This window comes from Xylanibacillus composti, from assembly GCF_018403685.1.
In the GTDB taxonomy this organism is placed as follows: domain Bacteria; phylum Bacillota; class Bacilli; order Paenibacillales; family K13; genus Xylanibacillus; species Xylanibacillus composti.
On the sequence record NZ_BOVK01000062.1, the window covers coordinates 1 to 16149 of the forward strand.

Consider the following 16149-nt stretch of genomic DNA (forward strand, 5'->3'; position numbering starts at 1 on the left):
AATTAGGGGGCTTGATAGTTACAGGCAGCAGTCATTCGCTAAGTTGCTTACATCCACTCATGGTCCTTTCGCCTTATGCTCTCGATCCCATTTTTCGCACCGCTATACAGACCGACCGCACTTAAACCGAGCGTAATGCCCACCAGCACGCCCTGTCCCAAATTGTCCGGCGCCACATAACTGATCCCTGCTGCCACACCCAGCACAAGCGCCGCGATAGGCGCCCACGACTTCGGAAAGCCGACCGCCGTTGCCGCCGAAACCAAACCCAAGATGACTGGAACCAGCGCAATATTATATATTTCAACATCCATCATACGTGTGATTCCTCCTTTAAGTATGCGTCGTATCCTTGCTCCCGCAATTGCTGCGCGAGCCGTTCTGCGTTTGTTTTGTAACGAAAAGCGCCGACCTGCACCCGGTATAGAGGTGCGGTCGACGCCTGAGAAGAAGAGGGCTGCTGCGGCTGACGAGGCTGCAAGCTGTACCTGCTTGCCAACCCATCTGCAATCGCCTTGGCGCATAAGCGCCTATAACTGTCCTGCTGCAGCAATGCGGCCGATTCCTTGCAGGTCATAAACTCGCATTCCACGAGAATGGCCGTCATCGCCGTCTCCCGCAGCACATGGAAGTTCGCCGCCTTGACCCCGCGATCCGGGCGGCCGGTCTGACGAATCAGCGACTGATGCACCGCCGTTGCCAGCTCTACCGAATCCTTGGGACGCGTGGTGTACACATAGGTTTCAATTCCCATGACTGCGTTCCACGATCCATCGCCGAAAGCATTCGCATGAATCGAGACAAAGGCGTCCGCCCCCCAAGCGTTGGCGGCATCCGTACGCTCCTTCAGCGGCACATCGCGGCTGCCGTCATCGGCATGGGTGAACTTCGTCTCCACCGCTTCGTACTTCGCCAGTGCCTCTCTCAAATACCGAGCCACCGCCTGGTTAAATTGAAATTCCCGCATCGCGCCATCCGGCGTTCGCTTCCCCGGCGTATCCGGCCCGTGTCCGGCGTCTATTGCGATTTTCAAGCGGCGGCCTTGTTGATTGTTTGCGACAGCCATTCGCCCTCACCCCTTTTTTGCAAGCTGTGACTGCAACTCGTCCAATTTTTCGATGACAATGTCGTATTTCTTGGCGAACTTCGATAAGACTTCGTAGTGGCGCTTGGACCGATCCTCAGACTCTTTCCGTATTTCTGCGATTTCTTGGCGGTATAGTTCCTCACGGTTGTTATACGTTCTGAGCGTCCACCAAAACAAGAAAACGAAAAGAACCGCGAACGGCCCGTATAACGCGAAGTAGTCTATCATATCGATACCTTCAGGCATTGCCAAGCCTCCCTCCCGTTCTATTTAGCGACTTCAATCTCCGCGAGCTCCCATAAAATTAATTCCTGCGCTCTCGTCGGACAATGTCTGAGCCTGATACGGTCACTGTTATCGACTCTTAGTCCTGGTCTGAATGTTATCAATTCTGGGTTTAATGAAAACAACATCTGACTTGAGCGCAGCATTCTGCGGACCTCCGTTGCAACCTTCAACTATGATCTGCATTGCCGATTCGGCCGGATAGCACACCGCTAATCGCAGCTGATGCCGATTAAACACCCATTGACTCCATGACAGTACTCTCCCATAGGGTCAATTACTCTTGATCTGCAATTGTCGGCCCATTTCCCCACACTGCCATAATTGCATTGGCCTGTGCAGGTGGCAACTCACCATTTATTGCAGCGCGTCCCGCCGCATTATTGACGAATGCTATGCGGTGTGGCTGTCCAATTGGATACTCGACACCATCAACTATGACATATTGCTGAGTTTTAACGCTGACACTGTCAGGTGTCAACATATCCAGTGTGATTTTTTTAATCATTGTTACCTTTACCTCCCCTATAATATATTAATTTACAAAATATGTTATTGATCCTGTGATGCTTGTCGAATTGGTTATTAAATTCCCGCTAGCTTCAATGGTTATGTCCTCAGTCTGACCCCTTTTCCTTAAAAGGATCGTTACTGCGTGAGAATTCACCGTAAGACCTACAGCATAATATCCCGACCCCAAGTCTGCGTTTACGATTCTAACCGTCCCCACAATTCCGAAATTACTCCCAGAACTAAATGGTAGACCGCGAACAAAAGACGCCCCAACCGAGTCGCCTTTATTACTTAATGTGAGCTGAAACTGACAGTGCACCATACGTCCAATTTTGATGTATCTACCAACTTGTAGAGAATAAGCATGTGAACCATCACTTATTGACCCTGCAAATCTTGGCGTCCATACACCTTCTTCATAATCAAGAGGAGTACCCGCTGACGCTATCGCTTGCCTAGTCCTGAGGGGTGTCATATAAACATTGTTCGATGTGCCTGCTTCTGCCGCCGCCTGCGTCGCGATACTATAGTTCTGTACATTGCCTAGACCAACATCGTCTTTTACAAGCGAGACTGCCCCTGTTTTCCCCGCTACACTGGTAACCGGAAAATTCACGGCATGCGTATGACTTGCAGCAGTTGTGCTGTTGGTACTAGAAGTTGAGAGGGTCCCGGGTGTGCCTAATGAAATGGTTCGATTCGCGGTGAGATCTCCTCCCCCCGAAAGACCATTTCCTGCAGTAATGGTACGGGATGCAGGAGCTTGTTGAACATTGTCTACATTACCTAGCCCAACTTGTGATTTCGTGACGCTATGCGGGTTGTCGGTTCGATTAGCATGCGTGTCTACCTTTTCTTGTGCCCCGGCAGGGGTTTCCTTCGCGTTCCAGGCGGCGCGTTCGGATGCAGTCACATGGGCGGAAGCGTTGCCAACATGTGCATCCAAATCGGCTTGCGCGGCGGCAGCACTATCGATCGCGTCAATCAGCGCCTGCTCGTTCTCCAGTGTGACGTTGTCACTCGCCTCCGGACGCGGCAGTCCTAGTCTTGGTGTTGTTGTCGCCATATTCCACACTCCTTTACTGTTTGTACGTTTCCCAATCTGCCCAGGTGAGTTCCTTCGCATCTACGTCCGCCCAAGTGAGTGAGTACGAGTCCAGAGCCTCGTAGGTCATGAACGTAAATTCGAAGTGAATCGCCAAATGAGCAGGCACAATCTCCCGAAGCGCTCTGCGAATATCGTCCAGATTCTCGGGAACACCATGGTTGCTGATGAAGGTGATCGTCACCGAGAAGTTGGCCGGATCTTCCGTCACATCCACCTCACCGTTGTCATAGGCCTCGGCCACTGCCTTCACAAGCGAGACCGTCACGGTTCCTACCCCGCGCAGCTTTGACTTGATGACGGAGCGGCGCTGATTCCGCGGCTTCGCTACATCAACAGGGATGCCGCATATCCGTTCCCAATGCGCCAAGCCCCAGGTGGCCGTGTCCACGAACAGCTGGTTCAGTACGTCACGGATCGCTGCATTCAGCCCGTTCAATTCCGCAGCCTCTCGGTCCAGCAGTTGTTCCGCCTCACGCACCTCCCTGTAATAAGGGGGCATATAGTCGCTCATCGCCTGTCTGAGGTTACGCATGCAGATTCACCGTCCCCAGCACGGCGACATGCTCTTCGTCAATCGCGATGTTCGTAGCGCCGCCATTCACCGTCAGATCGCTGTAGTCGAGCACAGCCGGCGCTTCGAGAATGACATTGGCGATCTTCGCATAGCGGACAATCGGATCCAGGAAAGCCAAGGTTTTCAAATAAGCTTGAAGCCCCTCCTCTATTTGCGCTTGCGCCTGGGACATCGAGGCCCCTTGGACAAGCGTCAATCCAGCCGATACATGGATCGGCGTTTCCGTCGCAGCCTCTACGGTCACCTGTGCGCCAATCGGACGTACCGATTCAATATAGGCGGCAACTTCCTCTACCTTGGAAACTGGCGGAGCTGTCCGCGCATCGTCCAACACCACCACCTTCACAGTAAGCGGACCGTTCCACTGCGGGAACACCTTGACCGCCGCAATGCCGGGCACTTCCTTCGCCCATTGCTCGTAATGGTGGGCATTGCCACTGGTCGATGGTTTCCGTACCCGGTCCAGATACCGTTGCAAATAGGCAGCATCGGACTCCCGGTCGGTTCCTCCGTCGAAAGCCGCCTCATTCGTTACCGTCAAGATGCCTGCCAAATTGCCGCGAATCAAGCTGATTGCCCCGGCTCTGACATTGCCCGATGCCCCTCCAGCGACAGCTTCTGCTGCAAGCACGACCGTGCCCGCAGACTCGCCGGGGATCATCCCTGCTTCCTTCGTGACAAAGGATACTGACTCCGGACCGGCAGTTGCCAACTCGGTTCCCTTCGGAATCGACGTGCCGGACGGCCCCGAAAATGCCACGCTCCCAACAGCCTTCACTGCCTGCTTCCGGTATATGCCCAATTCGCCGCAACGCTTGTCTAAATACTCACCGTAAGAAGTATCCGCAAACCCCGCCTGCAGCACCTGATCCAGCTCAACATAGGTCAACGCCAGCTCAATTGCTGCGGGCGACAGCAAATCATGGGTGACCGATCCCTGCCGCTTGTCGATATCCTCTGGCGAAGCGTCCAGCATTCTTTGTAAAATAGCTTGTTTCGTCTGATGTTCATACGCCATCTCGCACCCTCACCTCCTCCGTCACGCTGCCTTCCGTAGTTGTTACGTGTACGTCCACCCATAGACCATCGTCCTCCAGGCGAAGCCCGGTTACTTCAATAGCTGTTATACGGTCATCCTGCAGCAGCGCCTCTTCCAGCAACCGAGGGATTTCACTCTTGAGCCAAGCCAGATCCCCGCTGCGTCCCATTAACGCTTCGATCTCGCTGCCATAGCGGTCATCATAGATCGGATAGCGTCCTCGAGCAGTTGCCAACGTCTTGCGAACGAATTGCTGGACAGCCGTCCGTCCGTCAATTGTACCGGCCAAACGCCCTCCGTCTATGTCCAACCTGTACGTTCTGCTCGGCTGCTTGTCCGGGTTACGCCAGGCAGCGGGTACGTTCTGCAGTTGACTAGGAACTAAACTCATCGTGCCTTCACCACCTTGCATATCACCATAAACTGCTGATCCCCGTTCATGGACAACAGCAGGACACGATCGCCGGTCTTCCACGGGGAGCGTATCTCCATGTGCATGTCCGCCCCCATTCCCTCCATGCGAACCGTGCGCTCATGCTCCAGCCAGTCCGCGGCAATGTACAAGTCCTCCGCATCGAGCTCCCAACGGATATGGTCCGGTTGGACCCGCATGCCTGGAGGCGGAGCTGTCACGGTGCCCAGCAGAAAACGATCCTGCGGCTTGCCGCTTTGCTGCCGGATCAGCTGCACCCACCTGCTGTAGGGATTCCCCTCAAGCGTCTCCATGTGTGTTCTCCCTCCTGTCGCGCTTGCTTGTACTTCCTTCTCTTATCCTGCTTGATCCGCTTCCATCGACGGCAAATCATCGGTGAAGGACAGTGTCAGTCTCATGCGATGCCCCGTCGGACCAATCGTGTGCGAGTCAGAGGAAACGTAGAATGCTCCATCGGTTTCGGTTAAAGCATCCTTCACATAGATGAGCTTGCCTGCAAGAACGTCCAGATTTCCGATGGCCTCCACCTCTGTCTGCTGCTGAACTTTGCCCACGGCAGCCAGCAAACTGCGGGCCAGCTGATCCATCTCGGATCGCGTCATTTCTGGATCGACGCTTTCCAGATGCTGCATCAAGCCATAGCGAGCCACTAGCGCCGCATCCTCCCGAACAGCCTCAACCGGATTGCGATCCCGATCCGAGGCGACGACCTTCACGCGGGTGCTCATCTCCTCAATCGAGCGAGTTGCAGATATATCGAGCAGTGTGGACCCGCTGCGGAGCATCCATTGCAGTACGTTACGGCTGCGATTGACGAGATGCAGCTTGCCCTCGCGAGACTGCAGGTGGAAGCGCTGCTGATTCTGCTTGGCCGTCTCCGTCAAGGCCATCACCATCATGTTCCAAAGCGACTGATTCGCCATCTTCAAATCCGGTATCACATAGCCCGTATCGTCCAACTCGCCAGTCTGCAAGTGAAAATCCGCACACAGCTCGCGTATAAATTGAGTCGCCGTCTGGCGTCGAATTCTTCGCGAATCTGTATTGCGAGTCAAATAAATACTCTCGTCATAGGCAACCCACGACTCCTCCGCCCTGCCGTTGCGCGACGAGCTGAACAAGATCCCGCGAAACTGCTCTTGCCCATCCTGCAGCCAGCGGATGGTGTCGCCCTCTGCCAGCGGCAGCGCCCGGTTTTCGCCATTCGTGGTATTGCGCAGATTGAATTCTAGCCTGCGGGGCGCTTGCACAATATCGCCCGACCACGTCATGCCGGTGATGAGCGCCGCAATCTCGCGCTGCTCGTTCCAAATCACTTCCGCTCCCTTCATCCTGCCGGCACCTCCAGCACCTGGCCCGGATGAATGAGATTCGGGTTCGGACCAATCACTTGCCGGTTCGCGTCATACAATTCCCGCCAGCGGTCGCCGTTTCCTAACATGCGCTTGGCAATGAGCCAAAGCGAGTCCTGCGCTTTGACTACATACACGCGGGCGCTCTCTTGTTCCTCAGGAGCTCGGCTGCGCTGCTCTGGCAAGACTTCTTCCCGGATCGTGGGAAAAACATATTCCTTCAAGGTTAAATCGTAAAACACATCCCCCGGGTGACCGCTTACTTCCCTATATTGAAATGACCGAATCGTCGCTGCGACGTTCAGCTTGGGACCTCCCAACTGCTCTGTATCGGCAACGGCCACTTGAAAGCGCATCGGACGGCCGGATGCCTGCCACTTCTCAATCTGCCGCACGAGCGACCAGGGGTCCGGCACTGGCTGATACTCGCAATACGACGGATGATAATCCCTAGGGAAAAATGAAGCAAACGAGATTTCACGCAGCTTACGCTCGCCAATTACAGTGCGCTCGCCCAGTTGCAGCACGTCGAAATCCTCAAAGGCATGCTGCGCAGACACCGAGATTGTCTCGGGATTGACTGGAAGCTGAATGATCTCCGCTCCATTATTGAAGCTCAGCCAATATTTCAGCTCTGACGGCATGGATGTACCGCCTCCTTTCCTTCTTGCGTGCTACACAAGCGCCCCGGCTTCCATTACTCGTCCGGCAATCGCGTTCGCGATCCGGTCAATATCTGCTTCTTCCCGTACCACGATGGTATCCGCCAGCTTGCCGAGCTGCAGCGAACGTTGATTCGAATGTGAATAATTGCGGTTCTCCGCAGCCGTCAAAACCCGCTCCCCCTTGTGCAACTCTGCCACATACCCGTCGTATGGGACATAAGCCAAGCCGGACGCATGGGAGCCGTTAATTTTAGGGAGGGCACCCGTCTTCCCGTCACCGATTGCAAACCATTTGCCTATATCCGTAACCCAATCAGGGATCTTCACCCTTTTGATCATGTCTACAAACTGGCTGATTATTTCCGAAACCCAATTAAACGATTTGTAAAGCCCATCCAATATCGGCTCGACGATACTCCACACGGCTTCCAAGATCGTCCCCAACAACGGGAGCAACGGGATGACAATATTCTCCACCAGCCAGCTGATCGCATTGGAAAGCTGTCCCACCATATCGGACAGTATTGGGAACACTTTGTTGAAAATATCCATGACTGTAGGCAAAATGGTAGCGATTAATTCGCCAATTGTCCGGAAATAGTTGCCCAACATATCAAACACAGGCTGAAGATTGCTAATAGTTGCTTGAAGGGCTTCGACGAACTGATCCCACTTCGGTTGAATAGCCCCTACTACAGACATCATTCCGTTCTGCAATCCTTGCAGTACTGGCTGCAGCCATTGCATCATCGATTGAAACATCTGCATGAAGCTTCCGCCCTTCGCGCTAAGGAAAGCGAACGCTTGAGATAAACCAGTTGCTAAGCCGGACAAGGTATTCGAGCCAAATTCAATAACGGCCTTCATCGCATCGCTGGACATCCATGCGTTGATTTGGTTCAGGATCGGCTTCAAGTGATCCAGAGCCTGCACCCCCATGTCCTTGAAAGCCAAGGAAGCTCTCTCCTTAATCGCGTCAAATTGAGCGGTAGTAGTGCCTTCCAGCCGTTCCAGGAAGCTGTTGTCCCAGCCTTTCCCGCCCATAATCTCGTCAATCTTCTTCAGTTGCTCTTCCAGCGGCGCTTTAACAATCGGGTCCAGCACATCCTGCGGCACTTGCAAGGCCCTGGCGAGACTGCTTGCATCCCCTTCGGCAAGATGTCTAAGCGCATCGGCCGCTCCTTTCAAGCCGACCTCGGGGTTGGCCGCTCCCATCCGCTCACTTAGATTGGTCATTTGCTCCAACGCCGACATATCGTTGCTAATGGAAGCCAAGACGCCGGATATTCCAACGAATTGATCTTTTTTGAAAACCGAAGCGGCTGCCCGATCTTCTAAGTAGCTGTAAAATTCATCCGCTTTCTGCTGATCTCCCTCAAATCTCGCAGATAAGGTAACTTGCTCATACTCGCTGGCGGCGGCAGCTCCAATCGTTCGTTGCAGCAGCTTCGCATCCTCCACAAGTTTCATGACTCCCAACGCCAAGGAACCCATGATGCCGAATGTGCCCTTGAGCACGCCGCCGACCATCTTCCCGGCGGAGCCGACTTTCCCAAAGGCGCCTTTCATGGCATTGCCGATCTTGGACATGCCTTGCAAGGTGCTGTTGATGAGAGGAAGGCCTTTCAGCATATTGCCAAGCTTGGGAAGGCTTTTCAATGCCGTTCCGATGAGAGGAAGGCCTTTCAGCAGATTCCCCGTTTTGGACAAGCCTTTCCCAATGCCTCCTGCAATAGCGGAGATCGTCCCCGCCACACCCGATTTGGCAGAGGATGAACCTTTCCCGCCAGATGATCCCGATGATGTGCTTTTCTTGCACGCACTGGCGACGTCGCGTAGCGCCTTTTCTACTAACTGCAATACAGGGATCAGATTTGTGATCGTCCTGTTTAAAGAACGCATCACCCTGGAGGAAGCGCCTTGTTGTCCGTTCTTCATAGCCTTCTGCTGTGCTTTGCTCGCTCGGTCGAGCGCGTTCGCAGCCGCGCGCTGGGTAGCAGCCGATTGCTGCGCGCTCTTCGTTGCTGCCTGCTGGGTTTTGAAAGTTCGCTCCATCGATTTGACCGCATTTTCCTGCAATTTCGCTGATTTGCTCAGCATGGAGGAAGCTTGATCCAGCTTCTTGACCACCGAAGCCATGCTGCCCACGATCTGATTTAAGCCTTTAGCCGCTTGCCCTATCTGTTCAGCCATAACCTAACCTCCCTTCTGTCGGTTGCTGTGCTTGCGCTCTTCCTCTAGAGCAAGCAAGACCGAAGCGTACATAAAGGTGCGCACGCCCGCCGGTTTGTTATAGACTTCGTCAGGAGGCAATCCCCACCTCTGAAATATGACATGGAGAAGAAAGGGGACCCCGCCTGACCGAATCAGTTTTTTGCTTCTTCTACCGCTTCCTCCTCGTCGCCGAACCCGGACAGCTGCAGGATATCTCCCGTCAGCCTCACAATCTCGCCGGCTAAGAGCCGTTTCTGAATGACATCGGTCGGGGTGGGCCCGAATGCGTCGAGCAAGGCCTTATCGGTCCAATCAGGCACCAGGCAAGCCTTCTCAATTAACAGTGCGCCGAACTTCTCTTCATCTACCTGCTTCCCGTTTCGGGTCGGATAGGAAGCCTGTTCCCGAATACGGTTAATCGTCTTGCCGTCCAGCGCCTGAATGTGAAATTCGGCATCGAACCGTTTCATCCATAATTTCTTCTCTGGCCTCATCTCGGTATCAAGCAGCTTGCGCAACAATGTCTCTTGATGGACTTCCGTCATGGTTCAACCGTCTCCTTTTTTGTATGAACTCACGCCCGCGAAGAAACCTTCTCCTCTTCTCCTCGCTGGCCCCTATATGCTTGCCAACCTATGAAAAAAGGAAGCGGCTGCCGGGCCGCTCCCTCTGGGTAGCTGATCGATCCTTACGCGCTGATGGCGTCCAAGTATTCAAATCCGTCGAACACAAACGGCCATTCCTGCTCAATCACAGCGCCGTGCTCGAATTTCATGATATCGATCTTGGTGAACTGTACGCCCTTCAGCCGGACACGCTCATGTCCGTATGCTTCCGGATCAGCGAGCTTCAAGATCAAATCACAGACGAACGCGCCTTGCTTGTCATCTGTAATTTGCGCCACGCTTTGGGCAAGCTCCGAGGTAATCTTGTATCCCGTAATTGTACCGGAGTATTTAATGGTGCCGGCTTTGTTCCCGATGGCCCGCGTTCCCGACCGCTTGATTTCCTCATAAGTAATTTCCGCAGACGCTTCAGCGGTATGGAAGTTCGTCAGCCATTGGCCATCCTTCCAGACAGAGCCGAACTCGCCTTTGATTACACGACTAGATTCCAGCATTCGATCTCATCCTTTCTTATTATGAATTCAATTAGAGGCTGACTGTCAGGAAAATGCGCTCCATGCTGTCCACTTCGGTATAGCTGATCGCCAGATACACCGCATCGCCAACAGACGGGAACTGCGGGTCCAAACCTACAGCTGGCGCGGTCAGCACATTGGCCGTCTCCAATGTTTCCAAGTAAGCCTTCACGGCGGCAATGAGGGCAGCCTGTCCATCGGCATGATTATCAATCTTGCCAATATAAGCGTCCGCCGCCGTTTTCGTAATCGCTGTGGCAATCGATTGGCGGGCCCGTACTGAACGGATTTTCCTGCCGCTTGTCGTGACGCCCTGCTCGATTTTCACCTTTTCCCCGTCGTCGGTCAGCACCAGCGAGCCTGCTTCCAAAGCCGCCTTCGTCTGCGCATTCGTCAGCCGCGGCTGCACATCGTCTGCCGGTACACCCGAATAAGTGATCGAACGGTTCATCGGCGTGCCTGCAATGCGTCCAGCGATGAATGGCGCAATTTCAGACGAATTATAGATTTGACCGTTCCATACGACACCGTTCACCACATTGACGATATAATCGTCGTCCAGCGCGGCGCTTCGGGCATTGCCGTTCTCAGGTTCTGCATCTGCTGCCGCATCGCCGCCAAGCACGGCCATGAAATGCTTCCCTTCCTCACGATTGGCCGCTACCCACGCTTGTACCGCTGTTTGGCGTGCTGCGTTGAATTCCCCATCGAAGACAAAGACGTGGAAATTATGCGTATCCAGTACCGCTTGCATGTCAGCATAATCCGCTTCCGATGCTTCCTCCGGCATCGTGTACACCAGCACTTCCTTGGCACCGCCTTGCAGAGCGAGCTGGATGGAGCGAATAGACTCTGCACCGAATTGTTCACTTGCCTGCCGCTCAGTGCTTACTTTATACACTTTTTTCGGCTCCGCCGTATCCGCGTACGCCAGCAGCGGGATCGCTACCGTGCCCTGCTCGCCCCCTTGGATTTGGGCAGTCGCTGCCTCTACAAAATTCATATACAAGCCCGGCCGCTTCGGCAGGGCTGTCGGATTCCACGTTCCTGACATGGATCCCCCTCCTTTTCCTTATTGAAATGCTGTTTCGACTTTTGCCATCTTGACTACTGGCTCTTGCTCAAGCTGATAGCGCCGCTCCACCGTGAGTGTGCCAAGACATCCGTACAATCCACTTGCTGTCCCTGGCATGGGGGCATACGTGAACGAAATGAGCCGCAAAGCATGGCTTGCGATGCCTGAACCGATTCGCCGGCTCTCATACCACGCCGCTGCCATATCCTCCATGACAGCCAACACTTCCTCCGGATCCTGGTGCCAGTAGCCAATTTCGTATTGCCGCTGCACCTGCACGGTGGCTGCCGTCTCCGACCCCCGCTCCTCTTTCGCAAAGGACAGGAAAAACCGGTGACTGACCTGCTCCTCCGGCAATCGATGCTTGATGCATGTCGCGGTTGGAAAACGGGTCAAGAGCCAATCCTCCAATACCTGCAGATCCAAAGCCGCATTCATGTGATGGCAACCTTCCCTTTCTTCCGACTGCTGCCAGACAGTCTTTGATGTAGAATCAATGCCGGCACCCCCTTTCCCCATTCGCAATTATACGAATATATGTTCGTATTTCTTCCTCACTCTATATATCCGTGAAACCGTTTCGTTAACAAGGGGAAGGACAAAATTTTTATTTCTCATAGCTCGTATAGGCTCGGCTTCTTCGTACAGGCAGACGGTACTCACGTCCATCCACGCCATAGCGCGCGGCGCGCTCTAATGCAACCTCTCCGTTCTGATTCGTTGCCCGGCTTCCCTGCTCGCCGTATATTCTTCGTTTTAATTGCCTTTTGCTCAAAATGGGATATTCGGTGACTGTGCTCTTATGTGCGTTGCTGTTCGATAAATCCTCGTGCAGCAAGTAGTCGCTCAGCACTTGCAGCATACGTCTATCTGGTGTCTCATCAAATATGGTGATATATAATTGAATGAACTGCTCCACGTCCATTTGTCGCTGATTTGTCATTGCACTCTCCCCTTTTTGTACATTTCGTTATGTTTCTTTTTGTATCTCTATTCGTCTGCTTCATCCCGTTCCCAGTACCAGTAAATCATCGCGATCTTTCTGCAGGCTGCCAGCAACAGTTGCCTCACCGCTTGCTGTGTGATGTTCATATGCCTGGCTGCGGATGCTTGCGTGCATCCCCGGTCAAATACATAGAAGATGGCTTCCGCTTGTCTGTTCGTTAATGCTGCCATAGTCATTGCCCCATCCAAATCCAGCAGTACATCGCAAGCGGAGGTGTCACCTTTGTATCGACGCTCTGCCAGATATGGACGATTTTCCAATAAGCGTGTTACCTGAACCTCGTATTTTTCCCTTCGCCGCTCATCCTGAAAGTGCCCGTTGGACTGTTGAGTAGGGGAACCCTTCATTGCAACCTCCTTGATGAAAAAATCATAAGCGTTTGTATATGAACGGAAGAAATACAAACAGCCACTTATTATGCGAACTGGTGTTCCCATTTTAAGTGGCTGTCAGGTTTTAGGCAACTGTTTAATTGTCTGAAATTTGCGGGAGAATCCCTGTTTTTCTTGCTTATTCTTGGTTTCTTTCGCGATTAAAGCAGATTACGTAATATAGGACCTTACTTTGATGCGGAGGTACGCTTCTTCCACAGCACTGCGCCCAGTCCAAGCAATGCGGCCAAAGCGGCGGCTGCCCAAGCATAGACGGCATTGGAGCGTTCAGCAGGCAGCTGGTCCATAGCTCTTGCCTCAAGAGCCAATTCCTCTGCTGCACCTGATTCTGCAATAACGCTGTCGGTAACTACGGCGCTGACCGGAACAGCCTCTGTTGCCACGGCATCCGCATCCGCATCGCTTACAGCCTCGTCCGGATCGGCCAACAATCTGGGTTCACCTGGATCTGCCGGGCTGGATACACTTTCACTATCCGCTATCAAGGTTACTGCTTGCACGCCTTCCACGACAACGATATCCTCTGCGCCGAATTGTTCTTGCAGGTATTGGACATACTCTTCTTCATACGGCATAATGCCAATTTCAATCTTCCCGTTCATCGGACCAGTGTGAGTTACCTTGAAGCCGATGTCCTGCAAATCGCCTTGGTGCTGTTCAAACACGTACGCATCGATCTCCCGGTGCTTCTCCTTCAACGAGGCATTGCCCTCATAGCCGTCAACGGAGTCCAGCTCTTGTACATGCATGATGCCTATGTCTTGGTGAACCATCAGCTCCGCTTCCTCTGCTTGAATCGTCAGTGCCCCTGTACTCATAACAGCTACGCAGCCTCCCACCATAATGGGCAGACAGCCCTAGTTTCTTCAATTGCGTAAATTTCGTTTTCATGTTGGTTTCCTCCTTGGATATGTTCTTTATTTGTCCTGCAAGGATGCAGCCACGTTCATGGCTTCCTCTTTGGATAGATTGCCTATTAATCTGTAATGCTGCTCGGCAATGGACCAATATAACTCTGTCTCATCCGTTGCCCCCCAATAACCTTGGATGCCACCCATTTCCACCTCTTCTCCTTTAAGAAGAATCGGCGCATTCTGGCTAAAGGTTGTCAGGCTAAATTGTTGTTCCCCAGCGGCGTACTGCAAGGTAATCGAAAACGGCTTTCCTTCAAGATCGCTGGACCCAGACATCGAAATCAGTTCATAGCCTTCAGGCACAAACGAGGGGAGCATCAAGCTTTCCTTGAACCAGCTCTCTGCTTCATCCAAGCTGTGAAAGGCCACTTGACTTTCCACTGATCCCGTCTCCTCGCCATGCTTCAAGGTTGTAGGCAAAGTGACAACATCTTGCTCTACGGCCATAATATCTGGCGTTGTCTCGGGATCCTGCTCAGAGAGCACATTGCCATGAATGCCTTCATCTGTGCCTGGGTGATCCAATGCAAAAACAATTGTGATGCCCAGCACTGCCGCTGCCGCCGCAGCTCCAATGATCGTTCTCCAGCGCTTGCCTCGTCTTTCCTGTCTTTCCGCCTGCAGACTATGCCAGACCTTATCCTTCAAGCGATCATGCATGTGGAGGTCTCCAAACAGGTGTTCATCGGCTTCCATTTGGAAGGAACGGAGCGGATCCTGATCATGACGACCCATGAGACATCCCCTCCTGCTTTAAGATTTGACCCAAAGCTTCCCGGGCCCGATGGAGTCTTCCACGTACGGTACCCTCCGGTGTTCCTGTAACCTCGGCGATTTCCGTAGTCGAAAGCTCCATGTAATAATACAAATAAATCACCTCATGATACGGTGCTGGCAAGCTCATGACATGCCTTAGAATCACCGTTTTTTCCATCCGTTTCATCGCTTCTTCTTCCACCCCTGCTCCTCGGGGCTGCTTCATCAATACGGGATCCATCGGTTGCTCCGATGACGATTTCAAACCCGCTTTATCTCTACAGACGTTAATCGTAATTTTCGTGAGCCACGTCTTCACATGACTTTCTCCCCTGAAGCGAGTCCAATTTCGGTATGCTCGAATAAACACTTCTTGGCTAACATCCTCTGCCAGATGTCGATCCCCTAGGTAAAAGAATGCGGTACGCAGCACTGCAGTCCCGTATTCATTCATTAACAGTTCCAATGCAGAGGATGGTTCTTTCGGTAGGGAGTTGTTTCTTTTTGCGCCGGCCGGCTTCACCTTTTTCAACACCTCCACCCTTTTAGACGGGGTGAAGCTCCATTTCGCTACACCAAATCCATCATTTTATTCATGCAAAAATAGCCAACCGGGTATCTGGAATATAAAGGGCTTGTTCGAAGCGTGTCTTTAAAACAAAAAAACCCGACAATCCGTAAGGATTATCGGGTCTCGCTTGCTGCAACATGAGCCATGAAGGACTCGAACCTTCGACACCCTGATTAAAAGTCAGGTGCTCTACCAACTGAGCTAATGGCTCTCGGCAACTTGAGAAAAAAATGGTGGAGGATGATGGATTCGAACCACCGAACCCGTAAGGGAACAGATTTACAGTCTGCTGCGTTTGGCCACTTCGCTAATCCTCCACGTTTCAAGCCAACATGGTGGCTCGGGACGGAATCGAACCGCCGACACGAGGATTTTCAGTCCTCTGCTCTACCGACTGAGCTACCGAGCCGTATTGGGTTTTGACAAAAAAAATGACCCTTTCGGGCGCGGTTGAGAGTAAATGGCGGAGCTGACGGGATTCGAACCCGCGGTCTCCTGCGTGACAGGCAGGCATGTTAGGCCTCTACACCACAGCTCCGCGCCAAGAATGGTGCCGTCGAGAGGACTTGAACCCCCAACCCTCTGATTACAAGTCAGATGCTCTACCAATTGAGCTACAACGGCAAGTATGAGAATGGACGCTGACGGGATCGAACCGCCGACCCTCTGCTTGTAAGGCAGATGCTCTCCCAGCTGAGCTAAGCGTCCAAGAGACACAAGAAGCATTATAACACAGCTTGTCTGTTCTTGCAAGATAAAAATTATAGCGGCGGAGGGGATCGAACCCCCGACCTCACGGGTATGAACCGTACGCTCTAGCCAGCTGAGCTACGCCGCCATATCCTATGCAAGGCTCGGACAAAGCAATATGAAATGGCGGAGAGAGGGGGATTCGAACCCCCGCGGCTGTTACACCCTAACGCTTTAGCAAAGCGCCCCCTTCGGCCTCTTGGGTACCTCTCCATCACTTGCTTCATGTCCGTGAGAATGATTATATCAAACAAACACCCTCAAAACTAGATGC

The 16149-nt window shown here is 52.9% G+C and carries 21 protein-coding genes and 8 tRNA genes; all 29 read right to left on the reverse strand.

Annotated features, from left to right (window positions below; translation table 11 throughout):
* Nucleotides 1–47 precede the first annotated feature (47 nt).
* The gene (locus tag XYCOK13_RS18365) at nt 48–317 is read right to left on the reverse strand and encodes a hypothetical protein (protein ID WP_244865256.1); all 270 of its coding nucleotides are present in this window, start codon (nt 315–317) and stop codon (nt 48–50) included.
* Nucleotides 314–1066, reverse strand: a complete 753-nt coding sequence (locus XYCOK13_RS18370; protein WP_244865257.1) for an N-acetylmuramoyl-L-alanine amidase — start codon at nt 1064–1066, stop codon at nt 314–316. Before XYCOK13_RS18370 ends, XYCOK13_RS18365 begins: the two co-directional genes overlap by 4 nt.
* Nucleotides 1067–1072: 6 nt before the next feature.
* Nucleotides 1073–1333: a BhlA/UviB family holin-like peptide gene (locus XYCOK13_RS18375; protein WP_244865258.1), complete on the reverse strand. Its 261-nt coding sequence runs from the start codon at nt 1331–1333 to the stop codon at nt 1073–1075.
* Between the two features lie 316 nt (nt 1334–1649).
* Nucleotides 1650–1880, reverse strand: a complete 231-nt coding sequence (locus XYCOK13_RS18380; RefSeq protein ID WP_213413706.1) for a hypothetical protein — start codon at nt 1878–1880, stop codon at nt 1650–1652.
* 27 nt (nt 1881–1907) lie between these two features.
* Nucleotides 1908–2951, reverse strand: a complete 1044-nt coding sequence (locus XYCOK13_RS18385; RefSeq protein WP_213413726.1) for a hypothetical protein — start codon at nt 2949–2951, stop codon at nt 1908–1910.
* A gap of 13 nt (nt 2952–2964) precedes the next feature.
* Nucleotides 2965–3525 carry a YmfQ family protein gene (locus XYCOK13_RS18390; RefSeq protein WP_244865259.1) on the reverse strand — a complete coding sequence of 187 codons (561 nt, stop codon included), beginning with the start codon at nt 3523–3525 and terminating at the stop codon, nt 2965–2967.
* Nucleotides 3518–4585 carry a baseplate J/gp47 family protein gene (locus tag XYCOK13_RS18395; RefSeq protein WP_213413707.1) on the reverse strand — a complete coding sequence of 356 codons (1068 nt, stop codon included), beginning with the start codon at nt 4583–4585 and terminating at the stop codon, nt 3518–3520. The genes XYCOK13_RS18390 and XYCOK13_RS18395 overlap by 8 nt, the downstream gene beginning before the upstream one ends.
* Complete coding sequence (locus XYCOK13_RS18400; protein WP_213413708.1) at nt 4575–4997, reverse strand: DUF2634 domain-containing protein; 423 nt, start codon at nt 4995–4997, stop codon at nt 4575–4577. Before XYCOK13_RS18400 ends, XYCOK13_RS18395 begins: the two co-directional genes overlap by 11 nt.
* Nucleotides 4994–5332 (reverse strand): DUF2577 family protein, encoded by a 339-nt coding sequence (locus tag XYCOK13_RS18405; RefSeq protein WP_213413709.1) that lies wholly within the window; start codon nt 5330–5332, stop codon nt 4994–4996. Before XYCOK13_RS18405 ends, XYCOK13_RS18400 begins: the two co-directional genes overlap by 4 nt.
* 42 nt (nt 5333–5374) lie before the next feature.
* Nucleotides 5375–6370 (reverse strand): XkdQ/YqbQ family protein, encoded by a 996-nt coding sequence (locus XYCOK13_RS18410; protein WP_213413710.1) that lies wholly within the window; start codon nt 6368–6370, stop codon nt 5375–5377.
* On the reverse strand, nt 6367–7035 hold the full coding sequence (locus XYCOK13_RS18415) for a LysM peptidoglycan-binding domain-containing protein (RefSeq protein WP_213413711.1): 669 nt from the start codon (nt 7033–7035) through the stop codon (nt 6367–6369). Before XYCOK13_RS18415 ends, XYCOK13_RS18410 begins: the two co-directional genes overlap by 4 nt.
* A 30-nt stretch (nt 7036–7065) precedes the next feature.
* Nucleotides 7066–9249, reverse strand: coding sequence for a phage tail protein (locus tag XYCOK13_RS18420; protein ID WP_213413712.1), 2184 nt, complete (start codon nt 9247–9249; stop codon nt 7066–7068).
* 173 nt (nt 9250–9422) lie between these two features.
* Nucleotides 9423–9815: a phage tail assembly chaperone gene (locus tag XYCOK13_RS18425; protein ID WP_213413713.1), complete on the reverse strand. Its 393-nt coding sequence runs from the start codon at nt 9813–9815 to the stop codon at nt 9423–9425.
* Nucleotides 9816–9958: 143 nt separating this feature from the next.
* Complete coding sequence (locus XYCOK13_RS18430; RefSeq protein ID WP_213413714.1) at nt 9959–10390, reverse strand: phage tail tube protein; 432 nt, start codon at nt 10388–10390, stop codon at nt 9959–9961.
* A 31-nt stretch (nt 10391–10421) separates the two neighbouring features.
* Complete coding sequence (locus XYCOK13_RS18435) at nt 10422–11465, reverse strand: phage tail sheath subtilisin-like domain-containing protein (protein WP_213413715.1); 1044 nt, start codon at nt 11463–11465, stop codon at nt 10422–10424.
* Nucleotides 11466–11483: 18 nt separating this feature from the next.
* The gene (locus tag XYCOK13_RS18440) at nt 11484–11924 is read right to left on the reverse strand and encodes a hypothetical protein (RefSeq protein ID WP_213413716.1); all 441 of its coding nucleotides are present in this window, start codon (nt 11922–11924) and stop codon (nt 11484–11486) included.
* 169 nt (nt 11925–12093) lie between these two features.
* Entirely contained in the window at nt 12094–12429 is a 336-nt protein-coding gene (locus XYCOK13_RS18445) for a hypothetical protein (RefSeq protein ID WP_213413717.1), read from the reverse strand.
* A gap of 47 nt (nt 12430–12476) precedes the next feature.
* Entirely contained in the window at nt 12477–12839 is a 363-nt protein-coding gene (locus XYCOK13_RS18450; RefSeq protein WP_213413718.1) for a sigma factor-like helix-turn-helix DNA-binding protein, read from the reverse strand.
* A 212-nt stretch (nt 12840–13051) separates the two neighbouring features.
* Nucleotides 13052–13702: a hypothetical protein gene (locus tag XYCOK13_RS18455; protein ID WP_213413719.1), complete on the reverse strand. Its 651-nt coding sequence runs from the start codon at nt 13700–13702 to the stop codon at nt 13052–13054.
* Nucleotides 13703–13801: 99 nt separating this feature from the next.
* Nucleotides 13802–14533 carry a DUF4367 domain-containing protein gene (locus XYCOK13_RS18460; protein ID WP_213413720.1) on the reverse strand — a complete coding sequence of 244 codons (732 nt, stop codon included), beginning with the start codon at nt 14531–14533 and terminating at the stop codon, nt 13802–13804.
* On the reverse strand, nt 14520–15077 hold the full coding sequence (locus tag XYCOK13_RS18465; protein WP_244865260.1) for a sigma-70 family RNA polymerase sigma factor: 558 nt from the start codon (nt 15075–15077) through the stop codon (nt 14520–14522). The genes XYCOK13_RS18460 and XYCOK13_RS18465 overlap by 14 nt, the downstream gene beginning before the upstream one ends.
* Before the next feature lie 186 nt (nt 15078–15263).
* Nucleotides 15264–15336 (reverse strand) — tRNA-Lys (locus tag XYCOK13_RS18470).
* 20 nt (nt 15337–15356) lie between these two features.
* Nucleotides 15357–15442, reverse strand: a tRNA-Tyr gene (locus tag XYCOK13_RS18475).
* Between the two features lie 16 nt (nt 15443–15458).
* Nucleotides 15459–15534 (reverse strand) — tRNA-Phe (locus XYCOK13_RS18480).
* A gap of 52 nt (nt 15535–15586) precedes the next feature.
* Nucleotides 15587–15663: transfer RNA gene (locus XYCOK13_RS18485), tRNA-Asp, on the reverse strand.
* 10 nt (nt 15664–15673) lie between these two features.
* Nucleotides 15674–15749, reverse strand: a tRNA-Thr gene (locus XYCOK13_RS18490).
* An 11-nt stretch (nt 15750–15760) separates the two neighbouring features.
* Nucleotides 15761–15833, reverse strand: a tRNA-Val gene (locus XYCOK13_RS18495).
* Nucleotides 15834–15889: 56 nt separating this feature from the next.
* Nucleotides 15890–15963, reverse strand: a tRNA-Met gene (locus XYCOK13_RS18500).
* A 36-nt stretch (nt 15964–15999) separates the two neighbouring features.
* Nucleotides 16000–16088: transfer RNA gene (locus XYCOK13_RS18505), tRNA-Ser, on the reverse strand.
* Nucleotides 16089–16149 lie beyond the last annotated feature (61 nt).